Source organism: Streptomyces sp. NBC_00341 (assembly GCF_041435055.1).
Classification (GTDB): Bacteria; Actinomycetota; Actinomycetes; order Streptomycetales; family Streptomycetaceae; genus Streptomyces.
In genome coordinates this window covers 5396730-5411647 of record NZ_CP108002.1, presented here as the reverse complement: position 1 = coordinate 5411647, position 14918 = coordinate 5396730, and the positions used below count along the sequence as shown (strand labels likewise).

Here is a 14918-nt window from a genome sequence, read left to right as displayed (position 1 = left end):
GGCGGCACACCCCCGTAGGGGGCATACCGCCCGTACCCACGCTACTGACGCACGGCCGTCACCGGCCGTGACGGATCAGACGCGGCGACGCTTCGGCGGACGGCAGCCGTTGTGCGGCGTCGGGGTGACGTCCTGGATCGAACCGACCTCGAGGCCCGTGGCCTGGAGGGAGCGGATCGCGGTCTCGCGGCCGGAGCCCGGACCCTTCACGAAGACGTCAACCTTGCGCATGCCGTGCTCCTGCGCGCGGCGGGCGGCCGACTCGGCGGCCATCTGCGCGGCGAAGGGGGTGGACTTGCGCGAGCCCTTGAAGCCGACGTGGCCGGCGGAGGCCCAGGAGATCACGTTGCCCGAGGGGTCCGTGATCGAGACGATGGTGTTGTTGAACGTGCTCTTGATGTGCGCGTGGCCGTGAGCGACGTTCTTCTTTTCCTTGCGACGCACCTTCTTGGCTGCGCCCTGACGACCCTTGGGGGGCATGTCTTTACTCCAGATGGAGAGGGGAGGTGATCGGTCCTACAGCGAAGACCGCTGGATGCTGCGGATGCCCGGGAACCGGACGTTCGCAGTGCGTCCGCTGAGGACTACTTCTTGCCCGGCTTCTTCTTACCGGCGATCGCGCGACGCGGGCCCTTGCGGGTACGCGCGTTCGTGCTGGTGCGCTGACCGTGAACCGGCAGACCACGGCGGTGACGAATGCCCTGGTAGCAGCCGATCTCGATCTTGCGGCGGATGTCGCCCTGGATCTCGCGGCGGAGGTCACCCTCGGTGCGGAGGTTGGCGTCCACGTACTCGCGGATCTTGACCAGGTCTTCCTCGGCCAGGTCACGAACGCGGGTGTTGGGGTTCACGCCGGTGGTGGCGAGGATCTCCTTGGACCGGGTGCGCCCGATACCGAAGACGTAGGTGAGGGCAACCTCCACGCGCTTTTCGCGCGGGATGTCAACACCTGAAACGCGTGCCATTCAATGGCTCCAGTTGTTATTTCGGGGGTCTTCCGCAGTGCCGCTCCCGACCGCCGACCGCTCGCTCGGAGCCGGTGGTACGCCCGGGTCTCCGGCCCCCGCCGGAGGTGTCGTCAGCCGTGGCTTGGACGGGCACTGCGTATGTACGTTTACGTGCGTCGCGCGAAGTCTGCGAGATGCAGGGGGTCGTGCGTCAGCCCTGGCGCTGCTTGTGGCGCAGGTTGTCGCAGATGACCATGACCCGACCGTGACGGCGGATCACCTTGCACTTGTCGCAGATCTTCTTGACGCTCGGCTTGACCTTCATGGGATGTCAGGTTCTCCGGGTCAGTGCCAGCACCCCGCCGAAGCGGAATGTGGGCAAGATCTACTTGTAGCGGTAGACGATCCGGCCACGCGTCAGGTCGTACGGGGAGAGCTCCACGACGACCCGGTCATCGGGAAGGATTCGGATGTAGTGCATCCGCATCTTCCCGCTGATGTGCGCGAGGACCTTGTGACCGTTCTGGAGCTCCACCCTGAACATGGCGTTCGGGAGAGACTCGATCACGGTGCCCTCAATTTCGATGGCACCTTGCTTCTTGGCCACGCTTCGCCTTTCGAATCGGCTACCTTGATCGGCTCCGTACCTTCGTGTGCATACATACGGGCACACTGATGCACGAGAGCCGACGAGTCAGTCTACGTCAGCGGACTCCAAAAGACGAATCCGTCAAGTTTGCCCCGCCCCGGAGATCCTTAGACCTCCTGGTGGGCCTCAATCACCCCAGAGGGTCGGGCGCCGCCTCAATGCCGTACTGCGCGAGCTTCTCGCGGCCGCAGTCCGGAGCGGTGAGCACCAGCGGGCCCTGCTCCGTGAGGGCGATGGAGTGCTCCCAGTGGGAGGACCAGCTGCCGTCGGGGGTGATGACGGTCCACTCGTCCTCCAGCACCTCGGTGCGGGCCGTGCCGAGGGAGACCATGGGTTCGATGGCCAGGCAGACACCGGGGACCAGCTTGATGCCCTTGCCGCGCTTGCGGGCGACGTAGTTCAGCAGGTGCGGGTCCATGTGCATCTCGGTGCCGATGCCGTGGCCGCCGTAGTCCTCGACGATCCCGTACTTGCCGGTCGACGGGCGGGGCTGGCGGCGGATGTAGGACTCGATCGCCTTCGAGATGTCGACCAGGCGGTTGTTCACCTTCATCGCGGCGATGCCGGCCCACATCGACTCCTCGGTCACCCGGGACAGCTCGATGAGCTCCGGGGCGTGACCGGTGCCGACGAAGGCCGTGTACGCGGCGTCGCCGTGCCAGCCGTCGATGATCGCGCCGGCGTCGATGGAGATGATGTCGCCGTCCTTGAGGACGGTCTTCTCGTCCGGGATGCCGTGGACGACGACCTCGTTGACCGAGGTGCAGATCGTCGCGGGGAATCCGCCGTAACCGAGGAAGTTCGACTTCGCACCGTGCTCGTCGATCACCTTGCGGGCGACCTGGTCCAGGTCCAGCGTGCTGGCACCGGGAACGGCGGCCTCTCGGGTGGCCGCGTGAATGGCAGCGACCACCAGCCCCGCCTCACGCATCTTCGCGATCTGCTCGGGGGTCTTGATCTGCACCATTGCGCGGCGCCTTTCTGGATACGGGACGGGGCGGCCTGCTCAACGATACGGCCGCACGCATTCGGCCGCGGCGCCCATGGACGCCGCGGCCGAATGACTGGTACTGACGGGTTCGCTGTCAGCCCTCGTCGGACTTCTTCAGCGCCTCCATGGCCCGCTCGGTCACGTCGGTGACCTTGCCGAGCGCGGAGATGGTGACCACCAGGTCCTGAGCCCTGTAGTAGTCGATGATCGGCTCGGTCTGCGTGTGGTAGACCTCCAGCCGGGTGCGGACCGTCTCTTCGCTGTCGTCGTCGCGCTGGTACAGCTCGCCGCCGCAGGTGTCGCAGACACCCTCGGTCTTCGGCGGGTTGTACGTCACGTGGAACACGTGCGCGCTCTCGTTGCGGCAGATGCGACGGCCCGCGATCCGCTTCACGACCTCGTCCTCGGGGACTTCGAGATCGAGAACCGCGTCCAGCTTTACGCCCTCGTCCTTGAGCATCACATCAAGGGCCTCGGCCTGGCCCACATTGCGCGGGAAGCCGTCGAGCAGGAAGCCGTTGACCGCGTCCGACTGGGACATCCGGTCCTTGGCCATCCCGATCGTGACCTCGTCCGGCACCAGCTGTCCCGCGTCCATGTAGGCGCGGGCCTGCTTGCCAAGGTCAGTGCCCTGGCTGATGTTGGCGCGGAAGAGGTCGCCCGTGGAGATGTGCGGAATCGACAGGTTCTTGGCAAGGTACGCAGCCTGCGTTCCCTTGCCGGCACCCGGCGGGCCGACGAGGACGATTCGCATCAGCGGAGGAACCCTTCGTAATTGCGCTGCTGGAGCTGACTCTCAATCTGCTTCACGGTTTCCAGACCCACACCCACGATGATGAGGATGCTCGTCCCGCCGAACGGGAAGTTCTGGTTAGCGCCACCGAAGCCTGCCAACGCCATCGTTGGCACCAGAGCGATCAGACCCAGGTACAGCGAGCCCGGCCAAGTGATCCTGTTGAGCACGTAGCTCAGGTACTCGGCAGTAGGTCGACCAGCCCGGATACCCGGGATGAAGCCACCATACTTCTTCATGTTGTCCGCGACTTCCTCGGGGTTGAACGAAATCGCCACATAGAAGAAGGCGAAGAAGACGATCAACAGGAAGTACGCGGTGATGTAGTACGGGTGGTCGCCCTTGACGAAGTGGTCCTTGATCCAGGTCGCCCAAGCCGCTTGGGAGTTGGAGAACTGGACGATCAGGGCCGGGATGTAGAGCAGCGAAGAAGCGAAGATGACGGGAATCACACCCGCCTGGTTCACCTTCAGCGGGATGTAGGTGGACGTACCACCGTAGGACCTGCGGCCGATCATGCGCTTCGCGTACTGAACCGGAATGCGGCGCTGGGCCTGCTCGACGAAGACCACGAGGGCCACCATCACGAAGCCGATCAGGATGACGGTGCCGAACTCGATCCAGCCGTCCGCGAGCTTGCCGCTCGTCTTGATGGCCCACAGTGCGCCGGGGAAGCTGGCGGCGATCGAGATGAACATCAGGATCGACATGCCGTTGCCGATGCCGCGGTCGGTGATCAGCTCACCGAGCCACATGACGGCGGCCGTGCCGGCGGTCATCGTGATGACCATCGTGATGGTCGTGAACAGCGACTGGTTCGGGACGATCTGGTCGGCGACCGGGCAGCCGCTGAACAGCGCGCCGCTGCGTGCGGTGGCCACCAGGCCGGTGCCCTGGAGGATGGCGAGCGCGACCGTCAGATAACGCGTGTACTGCGTGATCTTGGCCTGGCCGGACTGCCCCTCCTTCTTGAGCGCCTCTAGTCGGGGAATCACCACGGTCAGCAGCTGAAGAATGATGCTGGCCGTGATGTACGGCATGATGCCGAGCGCGAAGATCGTGATCTGCAGCAGTGCACCACCGCTGAACATGTTCACCAGGCCGAAGAGGCTGTTATTGCCCTTGCTTGCCTGATCAACACAGGTCTGGACGTTCTCGTAACTCACCCCCGGGACCGGGATATGCGCCCCGAGCCGGTAGAGCACGATGATGCCGAGCGTGAAGAACAGCTTCTTGCGCAGGTCGGGCGTCTTGAACGCCCGGGCGAACGCGGTGAGCACGGTGCCTCCTGCGACCCCCGCGCAATGCGTAGAGGTGACGGTCTTGAGGATTGACGAATACGTAACAGTCAAAGGTCCCCGAACGACATGCGTCCAGGGCTTACCACAGCAACGGACGCCACCTTACCGGCGTACATGCCCCCCTAGGAACGACCAACCGGGGATGCCCCATATGAGAGGCATCCCCGGTCGGATGTTCAGGCCACCTATGTGTCCGAGTTGTCTCAGACCAGCTCGGTGACGGTGCCGCCCGCGGCGGCGATCTTCTCCTTGGCGGAGCCGGAGACGGCGTCAACCGAAACCTGCAGCGCCACGGAGATCTCGCCCTGTCCGAGGACCTTGACGAGGTGGTTGTTGCGCACCGCGCCCTTGGCGACCAGACCGGCCACCGTGACCTCTCCACCCTCGGGGTAGAGCGTCGCGAGCTTGTCCAGGTTCACGACCTGGTACTCGGTGCGGAACGGGTTCTTGAAGCCCTTGAGCTTCGGGAGACGCATGTGGAGGGGCATCTGCCCGCCCTCGAAGCGCTCCGGAACCTGGTAGCGGGCCTTGGTGCCCTTGGTGCCACGTCCGGCGGTCTTACCCTTGGACGCCTCGCCTCGACCCACACGGGTCTTGGCGGTCTTGGCGCCCGGGGCAGGCCGGAGGTCGTGGGCCTTCAGCGGCTGGTTCTCCGCCATGTCAGTCGACCTCCTCAACCGTCACGAGGTGGCGGACGGTGTTAGCCATTCCGCGGAACTCGGGGCGGTCCTCCTTGACAACCACGTCGTGCAGGCGCTTGAGCCCGAGCGAACGAAGGGTGTCGCGGTGGTTCTGCTTGCTGCCGATGTACGACTTCGTCTGCGTGATCTTGAGGCGAGCCATCACACACCCGCCGCTCGGGCACGGAGCAGAGCGGCCGGGGCCACGTCCTCGAGGGGCAGACCGCGGCGGGCCGCGATCTCCTCGGGACGCTGCAGACCCTGGAGGGCCGCCACCGTCGCGTGCACGATGTTGATCGGGTTCGAAGAACCGAGCGACTTCGACAGGATGTCGTGAACGCCGGCGCACTCGAGCACGGCGCGCACGGGGCCACCCGCGATCACACCGGTACCGGGGGAAGCAGGCTTGAGCAGGACAACGCCCGCGGCCTTCTCGCCCTGGATCGGGTGCGGGATGGTGCCCTGGATACGCGGAACCTTGAAGAAGCTCTTCTTGGCCTCTTCAACGCCCTTGGCGATGGCCGCGGGAACTTCCTTGGCCTTGCCGTATCCGACACCGACGCTGCCGTCACCGTCGCCCACCACGACCAGCGCGGTGAAGCTGAAGCGACGACCACCCTTCACGACCTTGGCGACACGGTTGATCGCGACGACACGCTCGACGTACGCGGTCTTCTCGGCGGCGCTGGCGCCGTCACGGCCCTTCCGGTCCCGCCGCTCGCCGCCACCGGCACCGCTTCCGCGGCGCTGGGGTCCAGCCATTGGAATTACCTCTCTCTGTTACGTCCGCTGTGCGTAGGAACCGGGGCTTAGAACTTCAGCCCGGCTTCACGGGCGGCGTCAGCCAGAGCGGCAATCCGCCCGGCGTACTGGTTGCCACCGCGGTCAAACACGACGGCCTCGACGCCTGCGGCCTTGGCGCGCTCGGCGACCAGGGCCCCGACCTGCTTGGCGAGGGCACTCTTGTCACCCTCGACGCCGCGGATGGAAGCGTCGAGCGTCGACGCCGACGCGAGCGTGTGGCCCGCGATGTCGTCGATGACCTGAGCGACCATGTGGCGGTTCGAACGCGTCACAACCAAGCGCGGACGCTCGGGCGAACCGGAGATGTGCTTCCGGACGCGGATGTGGCGACGCTTGAGGGCGGCACGCTTGTAGGCGTCGCCCTTGGCGATCTTTACACCGTATGCCATGGCTTACTTACCCGCCTTTCCGACCTTGCGGCGGATAACCTCGCCGGCGTACTTGACGCCCTTGGCCTTGTACGGGTCAGGCTTCCGCAGCTTGCGGATCTTCGCCGAAACCTCGCCGACCTTCTGCTTGTCGATGCCCTCGACACTGAACTTCGTGGGCGACTCGACCTTGAAGGTGATGCCTTCGGGGGCCTCGATGAGGATCGGGTGGCTGTAGCCCAGGGCGAACTCCAGGTTGGAGCCCTTCGCCTGGACGCGGTAACCGACACCGCTGATCTCGAGCGCCTTGATGTATCCCTGGGTCACACCGGTGATCATGTTCGCCACCAGCGTGCGGGACAGGCCGTGAAGGGCCTTGTTCTGACGCTCGTCGTTCGGGCGGACGACGTTCAGAACGCCGTCCTCACCCTTGGTGACCTCGATCGGCGCGGCGACGGTGTGCGAGAGGGAACCCTTGGGGCCCTTCACCGCAACCGTGCGGCCATCGATGGTGACGTCCACACCGGCGGGAACCTGGATGGGGAGCTTGCCGATTCGCGACATGAGCTTTTCCTCCGTTCCCGACTACCAGACGTAGGCGAGGACTTCCCCACCTACGCCCTTCTTGCTGGCCTGCTGGCCGGTCAGGAGACCGTGGGACGTGGAGATGATCGCCACGCCCAGGCCGCCCAGAACCTTCGGCAGATTGGTGGACTTTGCGTATACACGCAGACCCGGCTTCGAAATACGCTTGATGCCGGCGATCGAACGCTCGCGGTTCGGACCGAACTTCAGGTCGAGAACGAGGCTCTTGCCGACCTCGGCGTCCTCGACCTTCCAGCCGGTGATGAAGCCCTCCTGCTGGAGGATCTCCGCGATGTGCGACTTGATCTTGCTGTGCGGCATCTTGACGTCGTCGTGATACGCCGAGTTCGCGTTACGCAGACGCGTGAGCATGTCTGCGATGGGATCAGTCATGGTCATGAGTTGGCCTTCGGCCTCTCTCGCCGGGGTTTCCTGTATGCGCCATCCCTCTCCCCACTCAGTGGCGGGACGGGTGCGGTGCGGGGACCTACGGCGTAGTAAGTCGGTCTAGGGCGGCAGGCGCCCAACCACACAAGCCTACGGCATGTGGGGCCGGGCTCCTGCCGACCAGATACTTACCGAGAGCTTCCGGATAATCCCAACGCCCAGAGGGCGAAGGAGGATTACCAGGAGCTCTTGGTCACGCCCGGCAGCTCGCCACGGTGAGCCATCTCACGAAGGCACACGCGGCACAGGCCGAACTTGCGGTAGACGGAGTGGGGCCGGCCGCAGCGCTGGCAGCGGGTGTACCCGCGGACGCCGAACTTCGGCTTGCGGGCGGCCTTAGCGATCAGGGACTTCTTCGCCACGGTCAGTTCTCCTTGAACGGGAAGCCGAGGTGACGAAGGAGGGCACGACCCTCGTCGTCATTGGTCGCCGTGGTGACCACGGTGATGTCCATGCCCCGGACCCGGTCGATCTTGTCCTGGTCGATCTCGTGGAACATGACCTGCTCCGTGAGACCGAAGGTGTAGTTGCCACGGCCGTCGAACTGCTTCGGCGACAGGCCACGGAAGTCACGGATACGCGGAAGCGCGAGCGACAGCGTACGGTCCAGGAACTCCCACATGCGGTCACCGCGGAGGGTGACGTGGCAGCCGATCGGCTGCCCCTCGCGCAGCTTGAACTGCGCGATCGACTTGCGGGCCTTGGTGACGGCGGGCTTCTGGCCGGTGATCGTGGTGAGGTCGCGCACGGCGCCATCGATCAGCTTGGAGTCGCGGGCGGCGTCGCCCACACCCATGTTGACCACGATCTTGACCAGACCGGGGATCTGCATGACGTTCTCGTAGGAGAACTCCTCACGCAGCTTGCCGGCGATTTCCTCGCGGTAGCGCGTCTTGAGACGCGGCGCTGTGGTGGTAGTCATCAGATGTCCTCACCGGTGCGCTTGGCAACGCGGATCTTGTTGCCCTCGTCGTCAAAGCGGTAGCCGACGCGAGTAACGACCTTGTTGCCGTCCTTCTCAACAACCAGCTGCACGTTGCTGACGTGGACGGGGGCCTCGGTCGTCACAATGCCACCGGTCTGCGAACCGCGAGCGGTCTGACCGGCCTTCGTGTGCTTCTTGACCCGGTTGACACCCTCGACGAGGACGCGGTCCTGAGCAGGGTAGGCAACGATGACCTTGCCCTGCTTGCCCTTGTCCTTACCGGTGATGACCTGAACCAGGTCGCCCTTCTTGATCTTCATGCTTACAGCACCTCCGGCGCGAGCGAGATGATCTTCATGAACTTCTTCTCGCGCAGCTCACGGCCCACCGGGCCGAAGATACGGGTGCCGCGGGGGTCGCCGTCGTTCTTCAGAATGACGGCGGCGTTCTCGTCGAAGCGGATGTACGAGCCATCCTGACGACGACGCTCCTTGACGGTGCGAACGATGACGGCCTTGACGACGTCACCCTTCTTCACGTTGCCACCGGGGATCGCGTCCTTGACGGTGGCGACGATGACGTCACCGATGCCCGCGTAGCGGCGACCCGAGCCACCGAGAACACGGATGGTGAGAATTTCCTTCGCACCCGTGTTGTCGGCGACGCGCAGTCGCGACTCCTGCTGGATCACGTCTATCTCCTGATCGTCTGCCGGTTCCCGGCGGGGGCCGCTCCGTTACCGGAGCGAACCCCCACCGAGCCTGGCGGAACCTGCCTGAGAGGAATGCCTCTCAGGAATTACTTGGCCTTCTCGAGGATCTCGACGACGCGCCACCGCTTCGTGGCGGACAGCGGCCGGGTCTCCATGAGGATGACACGGTCGCCGACGCCGGCGGCGTTCTGCTCGTCGTGAGCCTTGAGCTTGTTCGTACGGCGGATGACCTTGCCGTACAGCGCGTGCTTGACGCGGTCCTCGACAGCGACGACGACGGTCTTGTCCATCTTGTCGCTGACGACGAGACCCTCACGGGTCTTACGGAAACCGCGGTCAGTGTTCGTCTCAGTCACAGTCTTCTCGCTCATCAGACGCTCTCCACCGTCTCGATGCCGAGCTCGCGCTCACGCATCAGGGTGTAGATCCGGGCGATGTCCTTACGGACGGACTTGAGCCGGCCGTGGTTTTCGAGCTGTCCGGTCGCCGCCTGGAAGCGGAGGTTGAACAGCTCTTCCTTGGCCTCGCGGAGCTTGTTGAGGAGCTCCTCGTTGCCCAGCTCGCGCAGCTCGGACGTCTTGGTACCGGCCGACATCACGACTCACCTGCCTCGCGCCGAACAATCCGGCACTTCATCGGAAGCTTGTGAGCAGCGCGGGTGAGCGCCTCACGAGCAATCTTCTCGTTCGGGTAGGACAGCTCGAACATCACCCGGCCCGGCTTGACGTTCGCGATCCACCACTCGGGAGAACCCTTACCGGAACCCATGCGGGTCTCGGCAGGCTTCTTCGTCAGGGGGCGGTCCGGGTAGATGTTGATCCAGACCTTGCCGCCACGCTTGATGTGACGGGTCATCGCGATACGAGCGGACTCGATCTGACGGTTCGTCACGTACGCCGGGGTCAGCGCCTGGATGCCGTACTCGCCGAACGCAACCTGCGTGCCACCCTTGGACATACCGCTGCGCTTCGGGTGGTGCTGCTTGCGGTGCTTGACCCTACGGGGGATCAGCATTTCGGTCAGGCCTCCGTTCCGGTGCTCTCAGCCGCCGGAGCAGCGGCGGGCGCCTCGGCCTTGGGGGCCTCGGCGGCCGGAGCCGACTGCTGCGGCTTGCGGCCGCGACCGCCACGCTCGCCGCCACCGCGGCCACCGCGGCCGGCCGGACGGTCAGCGCCGCCACGGGCCGGGCGGTTGCCCGCACGGGCAGCAGCGTTCTCGGCGCGGACCTCGGCGATGTTCTTGACGTCGCCCTTGTAGATCCAGACCTTCACGCCGATGCGGCCGAAGGTCGTCTTGGCCTCGAAGAAGCCGTAGTCGACGTTCGCACGGAGGGTGTGCAGGGGCACGCGGCCCTCGCGGTAGAACTCCGAGCGGGACATCTCGGCGCCGCCGAGACGACCGCCGCACTGGATCTTGATGCCCTTGGCGCCGGCCTTCATCGTGCTCTGCATGCTCTTGCGCATGGCACGACGGAAGGAGACGCGGGAGGAGAGCTGCTCGGCGACGGCCTGGGCCACCAGCTGAGCGTCCACCTCGGGGTTCTTGACCTCGAGGATGTTCAGCTGGACCTGCTTGCCGGTCAGCTTCTCCAGCTCGCCACGGATGCGGTCGGCCTCGGCGCCGCGGCGGCCGATGACGATGCCCGGGCGGGCGGTGTGGATGTCAACGCGGACGCGGTCGCGGGTGCGCTCGATCTCGACCTTCGAGATGCCGGCCCGCTCCATGCCCTTCGTCATCATGCGACGAATGGCGACGTCTTCCTTGACGTAGTCCTTGTACAGCTTGTCGGCGTACCAACGGGACTTGAAGTCCGTGGTAATGCCGAGCCGGAACCCATGCGGGTTAACCTTCTGGCCCATTACCGGGTTCCTTCCTTGCTGCTGACGACCACGGTGATGTGGCTGGTCCGCTTACGGATCCGGTAGGCACGGCCCTGAGCACGCGGACGGAACCGCTTCAGGGTCGGACCCTCGTCCACAAACGCCTCGCTGATGACCAGCGAAGAAGCGTCGGGGTGGTCGTAGTTGTGTGCAGCGTTGGCGATGGCGCTGTCAAGCACCTTGCCAACCGGCACGCTCGCGGCCTGCGGGGCGAAACGCAGGACCGCCTGAGCCTCCGTGGCATCCATGCCACGGATGAGGTCCACCACTCGGCGGGCCTTCATGGGCGTGACGCGGATGTACCGCGCCTGGGCCCTGGCTTCCATGGTTGTCCCTTCGGTGTGAGTCATAGTCGTTTCCACCCCGCGCTAGCGGCGCTTCGACTTCCGGTCGTCCTTGACGTGGCCGCGGAAGGTGCGAGTCGGCGAGAACTCGCCGAGCTTGTGGCCGACCATCGACTCGGTGACGAACACCGGGACGTGGATCTTGCCGTTGTGCACCGCGATGGTGTGACCCAGCATGGCCGGGATGATCATCGAGCGACGGGACCAGGTCTTGATGACGTTCTTGGTGCCGGCTTCGTTCTGTACGTCCACCTTCTTGACGAGGTGGCCGTCGACGAAGGGCCCCTTCTTGAGACTGCGCGGCATCTAAACCCGCTCCTAGCGCTTCTTGTTCGTCTTGCGGCGGCGGACGATGTACTTGCTCGATGCCTTCTTCGGCGAGCGAGTACGACCCTCCTTCTGACCCCACGGCGAGACCGGGTGACGTCCACCGGAGGTCTTGCCTTCACCACCACCGTGCGGGTGGTCGACCGGGTTCATCGCAACACCGCGGACGGACGGGCGAACGCCCTTCCAGCGCATGCGACCGGCCTTGCCCCAGTTGATGTTCGACTGCTCGGCGTTGCCGACCTCACCGATCGTGGCGCGGCAGCGGGCGTCGACCAGGCGGATCTCACCCGACGGCATACGAAGGTGGGCCATGGTGCCCTCCTTCGCCAGCAGCTGCACGGAGGCACCCGCGGAACGGGCGAACTTCGCGCCGCCGCCGGGCCGCAGCTCGATGGCGTGGATGGTCGTACCGACCGGGATGTTGCGCAGCGCCAGGTTGTTACCGGGCTTGATGTCGGCGGCCGGGCCGTTCTCGACACGGTCGCCCTGTCCCAGGCCGCGCGGCGCGATGATGTAGCGCTTCTCGCCGTCGGCGTAGTGCAGGAGCGCGATGCGCGCGGTGCGGTTCGGGTCGTACTCGATGTGCGCGACCTTGGCCGGCACGCCGTCCTTGTCGTGACGACGGAAGTCGATCACGCGGTAGGCGCGCTTGTGGCCACCACCCTGGTGGCGAACGGTCACACGACCGGTGTTGTTACGGCCGCCCTTGCTGTGCAGGGGGCGGACCAGCGACTTCTCCGGCGTGGACCGCGTGATCTCGACAAAGTCGGCGACGCTGGAGCCACGACGGCCCGGGGTCGTCGGCTTGTACTTGCGGATACCCATTTCTCAGTCCTCGTCCGATTCCGGACGACTCGACCTCCGTTAGGAGGTCGGGCCGCCGAAGATGTCGATTCGGTCGCCCTCAGCGAGGGTCACGATGGCGCGCTTGGTGTCTGCGCGCTTGCCGAAACCGGTCTTGGTGCGCTTGCGCTTACCCTGACGGTTGATCGTGTTGACCCCGGTGACCTTGACCGAGAAGACCGCTTCGACGGCCTGCTTGATCTGGGTCTTGTTGGAGCCGGGCGCGACGATGAACGTGTACTTGTTCTCGTCGAGCAGCGCGTAGCTCTTCTCCGAAACAACCGGCTTGACGAGAACGTCGCGCGGGTCGGAGTAGGTCTTGCTGGTAACGGTCGCCTCGCTCATCAGGCGTCGCTCCCTTCGGTCTCAGCGGTCTGGGGGCCAGACACGAAGGACTCGAAAGCGGCCTGAGTGAAGACCACGTCGTCAGAGACGATCACGTCGTACGTGTTCAGCTGGCCCGGGTCCAGGATGTGCACCTGGGGCAGGTTGCGTGCGGAGAGCCACGCGGCCTCGTCGTTGCGGTCGACGACCAGGAGCACGTTCTTGCGCTCCGAGATCTTGCCGAACAGCGACTTCGCTGCCTTCGTGGAGACTGCGGCACCCTCGACCACGCCGGTGACGACGTGGATGCGGGAGTGGCGCGCCCGGTCGGAGAGGGCACCGCGCAGGGCGGCGGCCTTCATCTTCTTCGGGGTGCGCTGCGAGTAGTCACGCGGCTGCGGGCCGTGGACGACGCCACCGCCGACGAACTGCGGTGCGCGGGTCGAACCCTGGCGCGCGCGGCCGGTGCCCTTCTGGCGGTAAGGCTTGCGCCCACCACCGCGGACCTCGCCACGACGCTTGGTCTTGTGCGTGCCCTGACGGGCAGCTGCCAGCTGTGCGACAACGACCTGGTGGATCAGCGGAACGCTGGTCTTCGCGTCGAAGATCTCCGCGGGGAGCTCGACGGTACCGGCCTTGTCGCCTGCCGGCGAAAGGATGTCAATGGTGCTCATTACCTCAAGCCCCCTTGGCCGCGGTACGGACCAGGACGAGGCCGCCGTTCGGACCGGGGACCGCGCCCTTGATGAGCAGCAGACCCTTCTCCGCGTCAACCGCGTGGATGGTCAGGTTCTGGGTGGTGACGCGCTCGTTACCCATCCGACCGGCCATGCGCATGCCCTTGAAGACACGCCCAGGGGTGGCACAGCCACCGATCGAACCGGGGGAACGGTGCTTGCGCTGGACGCCGTGGCCGGCGCCGAGGCCCTTGAAGTTGTGACGCTTCATGACACCGGCGAAGCCCTTGCCCTTGCTCTTGCCCGTGACGTCAACCTTGACGCCGGACTCGAACACCTCGGCAGTGACCTCCTGGCCCAGCGTGTACTCGCTGGCGTCAGGGGTGCGGAGCTCCACCAGGTGGCGGCGCGGGGTGACGTCGGCCTTGGCGAAGTGACCCTTGAGGGGCTTGTTCACCTTGCGCGGGTCAATCTCGCCGAAGGCGATCTGGACCGACTCGTAGCCGTCGCTGTCGTTCGTACGGACCTGCGTCACGACGCACGGACCGGCCTTGACGACGGTCACCGGGACAACCCGGTTGTTCTCGTCCCAGACCTGGGTCATGCCGAGCTTCTCGCCCAGGACGCCCTTGATGTTCTTGCTCATCTCGGCCCGTCCCCTCAGAGCTTGATCTCGATGTCGACGCCCGCCGGCAGGTCGAGGCGCATCAGCGAGTCAACCGTCTTCGGCGTGGGGTCGAGAATGTCGATGAGGCGCTTGTGCGTGCGCATCTCGAAGTGCTCGCGCGAGTCCTTGTACTTGTGCGGCGACTTGATGACGCAGTACACGTTCTTCTCAGTGGGCAGCGGCACCGGGCCTGCGACCGACGCACCAGTGCGGGTCACCGTCTCGACGATCTTCTTCGCCGAGGAGTCGATGACCTCGTGGTCGTAGGCCTTGAGCCGGATGCGGATCTTCTGTCCCGCCATGGCTACTAGTAGTCCTGTCTCTCGTAACGCTCTGGAACCCGGGGTTCTGAATACTCCGCCTCCGACCCACGCGGTCGGGCGTGTCGCATCCCCTCTACGAAAATCTCCCGAAGAAGATCCCAACCAAGGGGGTGCGGGCCTGAGACCGCGGATGCCGGGGGAGGAACCCCACCGGGTGCCTGGCCGGTGGCACACATACGCTTCCCGAAAGATTCCCGTACGTCCGGCCCATGGGGCCGACGAGTACTGTGGGACTCGCTTCCGGTCCTCCCGGCGGGAGGCGCGCAGCATTGACACTCAACCGAGCAACCTGGTCAGTGTGCCATACGGGGTGTGAGCCTGGCCAATC

At 65.3% G+C, this 14918-nt stretch carries 28 protein-coding genes; all 28 read right to left on the bottom strand.

The window, feature by feature from the left end; translation table 11 throughout:
• Positions 1-75: 75 nt before the first annotated feature.
• Entirely contained in the window at positions 76-480 is a 405-nt protein-coding gene (rpsK, locus tag OG892_RS24480) for a 30S ribosomal protein S11 (RefSeq protein ID WP_003956432.1), read from the bottom strand.
• 104 nt (positions 481-584) lie between these two features.
• Entirely contained in the window at positions 585-965 is a 381-nt protein-coding gene (gene rpsM / locus OG892_RS24475) for a 30S ribosomal protein S13 (protein ID WP_014047799.1), read from the bottom strand.
• Positions 966-1158: 193 nt separating this feature from the next.
• Complete coding sequence (rpmJ, locus tag OG892_RS24470; protein ID WP_003956441.1) at positions 1159-1272, bottom strand: 50S ribosomal protein L36; 114 nt, start codon at positions 1270-1272, stop codon at positions 1159-1161.
• 60 nt (positions 1273-1332) lie between these two features.
• Positions 1333-1554: a translation initiation factor IF-1 gene (infA, locus tag OG892_RS24465; RefSeq protein WP_014047798.1), complete on the bottom strand. Its 222-nt coding sequence runs from the start codon at positions 1552-1554 to the stop codon at positions 1333-1335.
• A gap of 172 nt (positions 1555-1726) precedes the next feature.
• Positions 1727-2563 (bottom strand): type I methionyl aminopeptidase, encoded by an 837-nt coding sequence (gene map, locus OG892_RS24460; RefSeq protein WP_073732673.1) that lies wholly within the window; start codon positions 2561-2563, stop codon positions 1727-1729.
• A gap of 118 nt (positions 2564-2681) precedes the next feature.
• Positions 2682-3341: an adenylate kinase gene (locus OG892_RS24455; protein ID WP_073732674.1), complete on the bottom strand. Its 660-nt coding sequence runs from the start codon at positions 3339-3341 to the stop codon at positions 2682-2684.
• On the bottom strand, positions 3341-4660 hold the full coding sequence (gene secY / locus OG892_RS24450) for a preprotein translocase subunit SecY (protein ID WP_024491597.1): 1320 nt from the start codon (positions 4658-4660) through the stop codon (positions 3341-3343). The genes OG892_RS24455 and secY overlap by 1 nt, the downstream gene beginning before the upstream one ends.
• 224 nt (positions 4661-4884) lie before the next feature.
• Positions 4885-5340 carry a 50S ribosomal protein L15 gene (gene rplO / locus OG892_RS24445; protein ID WP_073732675.1) on the bottom strand — a complete coding sequence of 152 codons (456 nt, stop codon included), beginning with the start codon at positions 5338-5340 and terminating at the stop codon, positions 4885-4887.
• Position 5341: 1 nt separating this feature from the next.
• The gene (rpmD, locus tag OG892_RS24440; RefSeq protein ID WP_024491595.1) at positions 5342-5524 is read right to left on the bottom strand and encodes a 50S ribosomal protein L30; all 183 of its coding nucleotides are present in this window, start codon (positions 5522-5524) and stop codon (positions 5342-5344) included.
• Complete coding sequence (rpsE, locus tag OG892_RS24435; protein WP_024491594.1) at positions 5524-6123, bottom strand: 30S ribosomal protein S5; 600 nt, start codon at positions 6121-6123, stop codon at positions 5524-5526. Before rpsE ends, rpmD begins: the two co-directional genes overlap by 1 nt.
• A 47-nt stretch (positions 6124-6170) precedes the next feature.
• Positions 6171-6554 carry a 50S ribosomal protein L18 gene (gene rplR, locus OG892_RS24430; protein ID WP_024491593.1) on the bottom strand — a complete coding sequence of 128 codons (384 nt, stop codon included), beginning with the start codon at positions 6552-6554 and terminating at the stop codon, positions 6171-6173.
• A gap of 3 nt (positions 6555-6557) precedes the next feature.
• Positions 6558-7097 carry a 50S ribosomal protein L6 gene (gene rplF / locus OG892_RS24425; protein WP_024491592.1) on the bottom strand — a complete coding sequence of 180 codons (540 nt, stop codon included), beginning with the start codon at positions 7095-7097 and terminating at the stop codon, positions 6558-6560.
• A 21-nt stretch (positions 7098-7118) separates the two neighbouring features.
• Positions 7119-7517, bottom strand: coding sequence for a 30S ribosomal protein S8 (gene rpsH / locus OG892_RS24420; protein WP_024491591.1), 399 nt, complete (start codon positions 7515-7517; stop codon positions 7119-7121).
• A gap of 224 nt (positions 7518-7741) precedes the next feature.
• On the bottom strand, positions 7742-7927 hold the full coding sequence (locus OG892_RS24415) for a type Z 30S ribosomal protein S14 (protein WP_024491590.1): 186 nt from the start codon (positions 7925-7927) through the stop codon (positions 7742-7744).
• Positions 7928-7929: 2 nt separating this feature from the next.
• Positions 7930-8487 carry a 50S ribosomal protein L5 gene (gene rplE, locus OG892_RS24410; protein ID WP_018550615.1) on the bottom strand — a complete coding sequence of 186 codons (558 nt, stop codon included), beginning with the start codon at positions 8485-8487 and terminating at the stop codon, positions 7930-7932.
• Positions 8487-8810 (bottom strand): 50S ribosomal protein L24, encoded by a 324-nt coding sequence (gene rplX / locus OG892_RS24405; protein WP_018550616.1) that lies wholly within the window; start codon positions 8808-8810, stop codon positions 8487-8489. Before rplX ends, rplE begins: the two co-directional genes overlap by 1 nt.
• Positions 8811-8812: 2 nt before the next feature.
• Entirely contained in the window at positions 8813-9181 is a 369-nt protein-coding gene (gene rplN, locus OG892_RS24400; protein ID WP_003966950.1) for a 50S ribosomal protein L14, read from the bottom strand.
• Positions 9182-9288: 107 nt separating this feature from the next.
• Positions 9289-9573, bottom strand: a complete 285-nt coding sequence (gene rpsQ, locus OG892_RS24395; RefSeq protein ID WP_024494977.1) for a 30S ribosomal protein S17 — start codon at positions 9571-9573, stop codon at positions 9289-9291.
• Positions 9573-9797: a 50S ribosomal protein L29 gene (gene rpmC, locus OG892_RS24390; RefSeq protein ID WP_024494976.1), complete on the bottom strand. Its 225-nt coding sequence runs from the start codon at positions 9795-9797 to the stop codon at positions 9573-9575. Before rpmC ends, rpsQ begins: the two co-directional genes overlap by 1 nt.
• Positions 9797-10216, bottom strand: a complete 420-nt coding sequence (rplP, locus tag OG892_RS24385) for a 50S ribosomal protein L16 (protein WP_003966953.1) — start codon at positions 10214-10216, stop codon at positions 9797-9799. The genes rpmC and rplP overlap by 1 nt, the downstream gene beginning before the upstream one ends.
• Before the next feature lie 5 nt (positions 10217-10221).
• Positions 10222-11061: a 30S ribosomal protein S3 gene (rpsC, locus tag OG892_RS24380; protein WP_024494975.1), complete on the bottom strand. Its 840-nt coding sequence runs from the start codon at positions 11059-11061 to the stop codon at positions 10222-10224.
• The gene (rplV, locus tag OG892_RS24375) at positions 11061-11408 is read right to left on the bottom strand and encodes a 50S ribosomal protein L22 (protein ID WP_073733141.1); all 348 of its coding nucleotides are present in this window, start codon (positions 11406-11408) and stop codon (positions 11061-11063) included. Before rplV ends, rpsC begins: the two co-directional genes overlap by 1 nt.
• A gap of 42 nt (positions 11409-11450) precedes the next feature.
• Positions 11451-11732: a 30S ribosomal protein S19 gene (rpsS, locus tag OG892_RS24370; protein WP_015610726.1), complete on the bottom strand. Its 282-nt coding sequence runs from the start codon at positions 11730-11732 to the stop codon at positions 11451-11453.
• A 12-nt stretch (positions 11733-11744) separates the two neighbouring features.
• Positions 11745-12581 (bottom strand): 50S ribosomal protein L2, encoded by an 837-nt coding sequence (rplB, locus tag OG892_RS24365; RefSeq protein WP_024494973.1) that lies wholly within the window; start codon positions 12579-12581, stop codon positions 11745-11747.
• A 39-nt stretch (positions 12582-12620) separates the two neighbouring features.
• Positions 12621-12944: a 50S ribosomal protein L23 gene (rplW, locus tag OG892_RS24360; protein ID WP_014154589.1), complete on the bottom strand. Its 324-nt coding sequence runs from the start codon at positions 12942-12944 to the stop codon at positions 12621-12623.
• Positions 12944-13597, bottom strand: coding sequence for a 50S ribosomal protein L4 (gene rplD, locus OG892_RS24355; protein WP_073732676.1), 654 nt, complete (start codon positions 13595-13597; stop codon positions 12944-12946). The genes rplW and rplD overlap by 1 nt, the downstream gene beginning before the upstream one ends.
• A 4-nt stretch (positions 13598-13601) precedes the next feature.
• A complete protein-coding gene (gene rplC / locus OG892_RS24350) occupies positions 13602-14246 on the bottom strand; it encodes a 50S ribosomal protein L3 (RefSeq protein WP_014154591.1) in 645 nt (214 codons plus the stop codon).
• 14 nt (positions 14247-14260) lie between these two features.
• A complete protein-coding gene (gene rpsJ, locus OG892_RS24345; protein WP_003948644.1) occupies positions 14261-14569 on the bottom strand; it encodes a 30S ribosomal protein S10 in 309 nt (102 codons plus the stop codon).
• Between the last annotated feature and the right edge of the window lie 349 nt (positions 14570-14918).

What these genes read in the sequence shown, in the direction of transcription:
- rpsK (WP_003956432.1), bottom strand. Translation starts at nt 480, where the DNA reads ATGCCCCCCAAGGGTCGTCAGGGCGCAGCCAAGAAGGTGCGTCGCAAG.
- rpsM (WP_014047799.1), bottom strand. Translation starts at nt 965, where the DNA reads ATGGCACGCGTTTCAGGTGTTGACATCCCGCGCGAAAAGCGCGTGGAG.
- rpmJ (WP_003956441.1), bottom strand. Translation starts at nt 1,272, where the DNA reads ATGAAGGTCAAGCCGAGCGTCAAGAAGATCTGCGACAAGTGCAAGGTG.
- map (WP_073732673.1), bottom strand. Translation starts at nt 2,563, where the DNA reads ATGGTGCAGATCAAGACCCCCGAGCAGATCGCGAAGATGCGTGAGGCG.
- OG892_RS24455 (WP_073732674.1), bottom strand. Translation starts at nt 3,341, where the DNA reads ATGCGAATCGTCCTCGTCGGCCCGCCGGGTGCCGGCAAGGGAACGCAG.
- rplO (WP_073732675.1), bottom strand. Translation starts at nt 5,340, where the DNA reads ATGGCGGAGAACCAGCCGCTGAAGGCCCACGACCTCCGGCCTGCCCCG.
- rpmD (WP_024491595.1), bottom strand. Translation starts at nt 5,524, where the DNA reads ATGGCTCGCCTCAAGATCACGCAGACGAAGTCGTACATCGGCAGCAAG.
- rpsE (WP_024491594.1), bottom strand. Translation starts at nt 6,123, where the DNA reads ATGGCTGGACCCCAGCGCCGCGGAAGCGGTGCCGGTGGCGGCGAGCGG.
- rplR (WP_024491593.1), bottom strand. Translation starts at nt 6,554, where the DNA reads ATGGCATACGGTGTAAAGATCGCCAAGGGCGACGCCTACAAGCGTGCC.
- rplF (WP_024491592.1), bottom strand. Translation starts at nt 7,097, where the DNA reads ATGTCGCGAATCGGCAAGCTCCCCATCCAGGTTCCCGCCGGTGTGGAC.
- rpsH (WP_024491591.1), bottom strand. Translation starts at nt 7,517, where the DNA reads ATGACCATGACTGATCCCATCGCAGACATGCTCACGCGTCTGCGTAAC.
- rplE (WP_018550615.1), bottom strand. Translation starts at nt 8,487, where the DNA reads ATGACTACCACCACAGCGCCGCGTCTCAAGACGCGCTACCGCGAGGAA.
- rplX (WP_018550616.1), bottom strand. Translation starts at nt 8,810, where the DNA reads ATGAAGATCAAGAAGGGCGACCTGGTTCAGGTCATCACCGGTAAGGAC.
- rpsQ (WP_024494977.1), bottom strand. Translation starts at nt 9,573, where the DNA reads ATGAGCGAGAAGACTGTGACTGAGACGAACACTGACCGCGGTTTCCGT.
- rpmC (WP_024494976.1), bottom strand. Translation starts at nt 9,797, where the DNA reads ATGTCGGCCGGTACCAAGACGTCCGAGCTGCGCGAGCTGGGCAACGAG.
- rplP (WP_003966953.1), bottom strand. Translation starts at nt 10,216, where the DNA reads ATGCTGATCCCCCGTAGGGTCAAGCACCGCAAGCAGCACCACCCGAAG.
- rpsC (WP_024494975.1), bottom strand. Translation starts at nt 11,061, where the DNA reads ATGGGCCAGAAGGTTAACCCGCATGGGTTCCGGCTCGGCATTACCACG.
- rplV (WP_073733141.1), bottom strand. Translation starts at nt 11,408, where the DNA reads ATGGAAGCCAGGGCCCAGGCGCGGTACATCCGCGTCACGCCCATGAAG.
- rpsS (WP_015610726.1), bottom strand. Translation starts at nt 11,732, where the DNA reads ATGCCGCGCAGTCTCAAGAAGGGGCCCTTCGTCGACGGCCACCTCGTC.
- rplB (WP_024494973.1), bottom strand. Translation starts at nt 12,581, where the DNA reads ATGGGTATCCGCAAGTACAAGCCGACGACCCCGGGCCGTCGTGGCTCC.
- rplW (WP_014154589.1), bottom strand. Translation starts at nt 12,944, where the DNA reads ATGAGCGAGGCGACCGTTACCAGCAAGACCTACTCCGACCCGCGCGAC.
- rplD (WP_073732676.1), bottom strand. Translation starts at nt 13,597, where the DNA reads ATGAGCACCATTGACATCCTTTCGCCGGCAGGCGACAAGGCCGGTACC.
- rplC (WP_014154591.1), bottom strand. Translation starts at nt 14,246, where the DNA reads ATGAGCAAGAACATCAAGGGCGTCCTGGGCGAGAAGCTCGGCATGACC.
- rpsJ (WP_003948644.1), bottom strand. Translation starts at nt 14,569, where the DNA reads ATGGCGGGACAGAAGATCCGCATCCGGCTCAAGGCCTACGACCACGAG.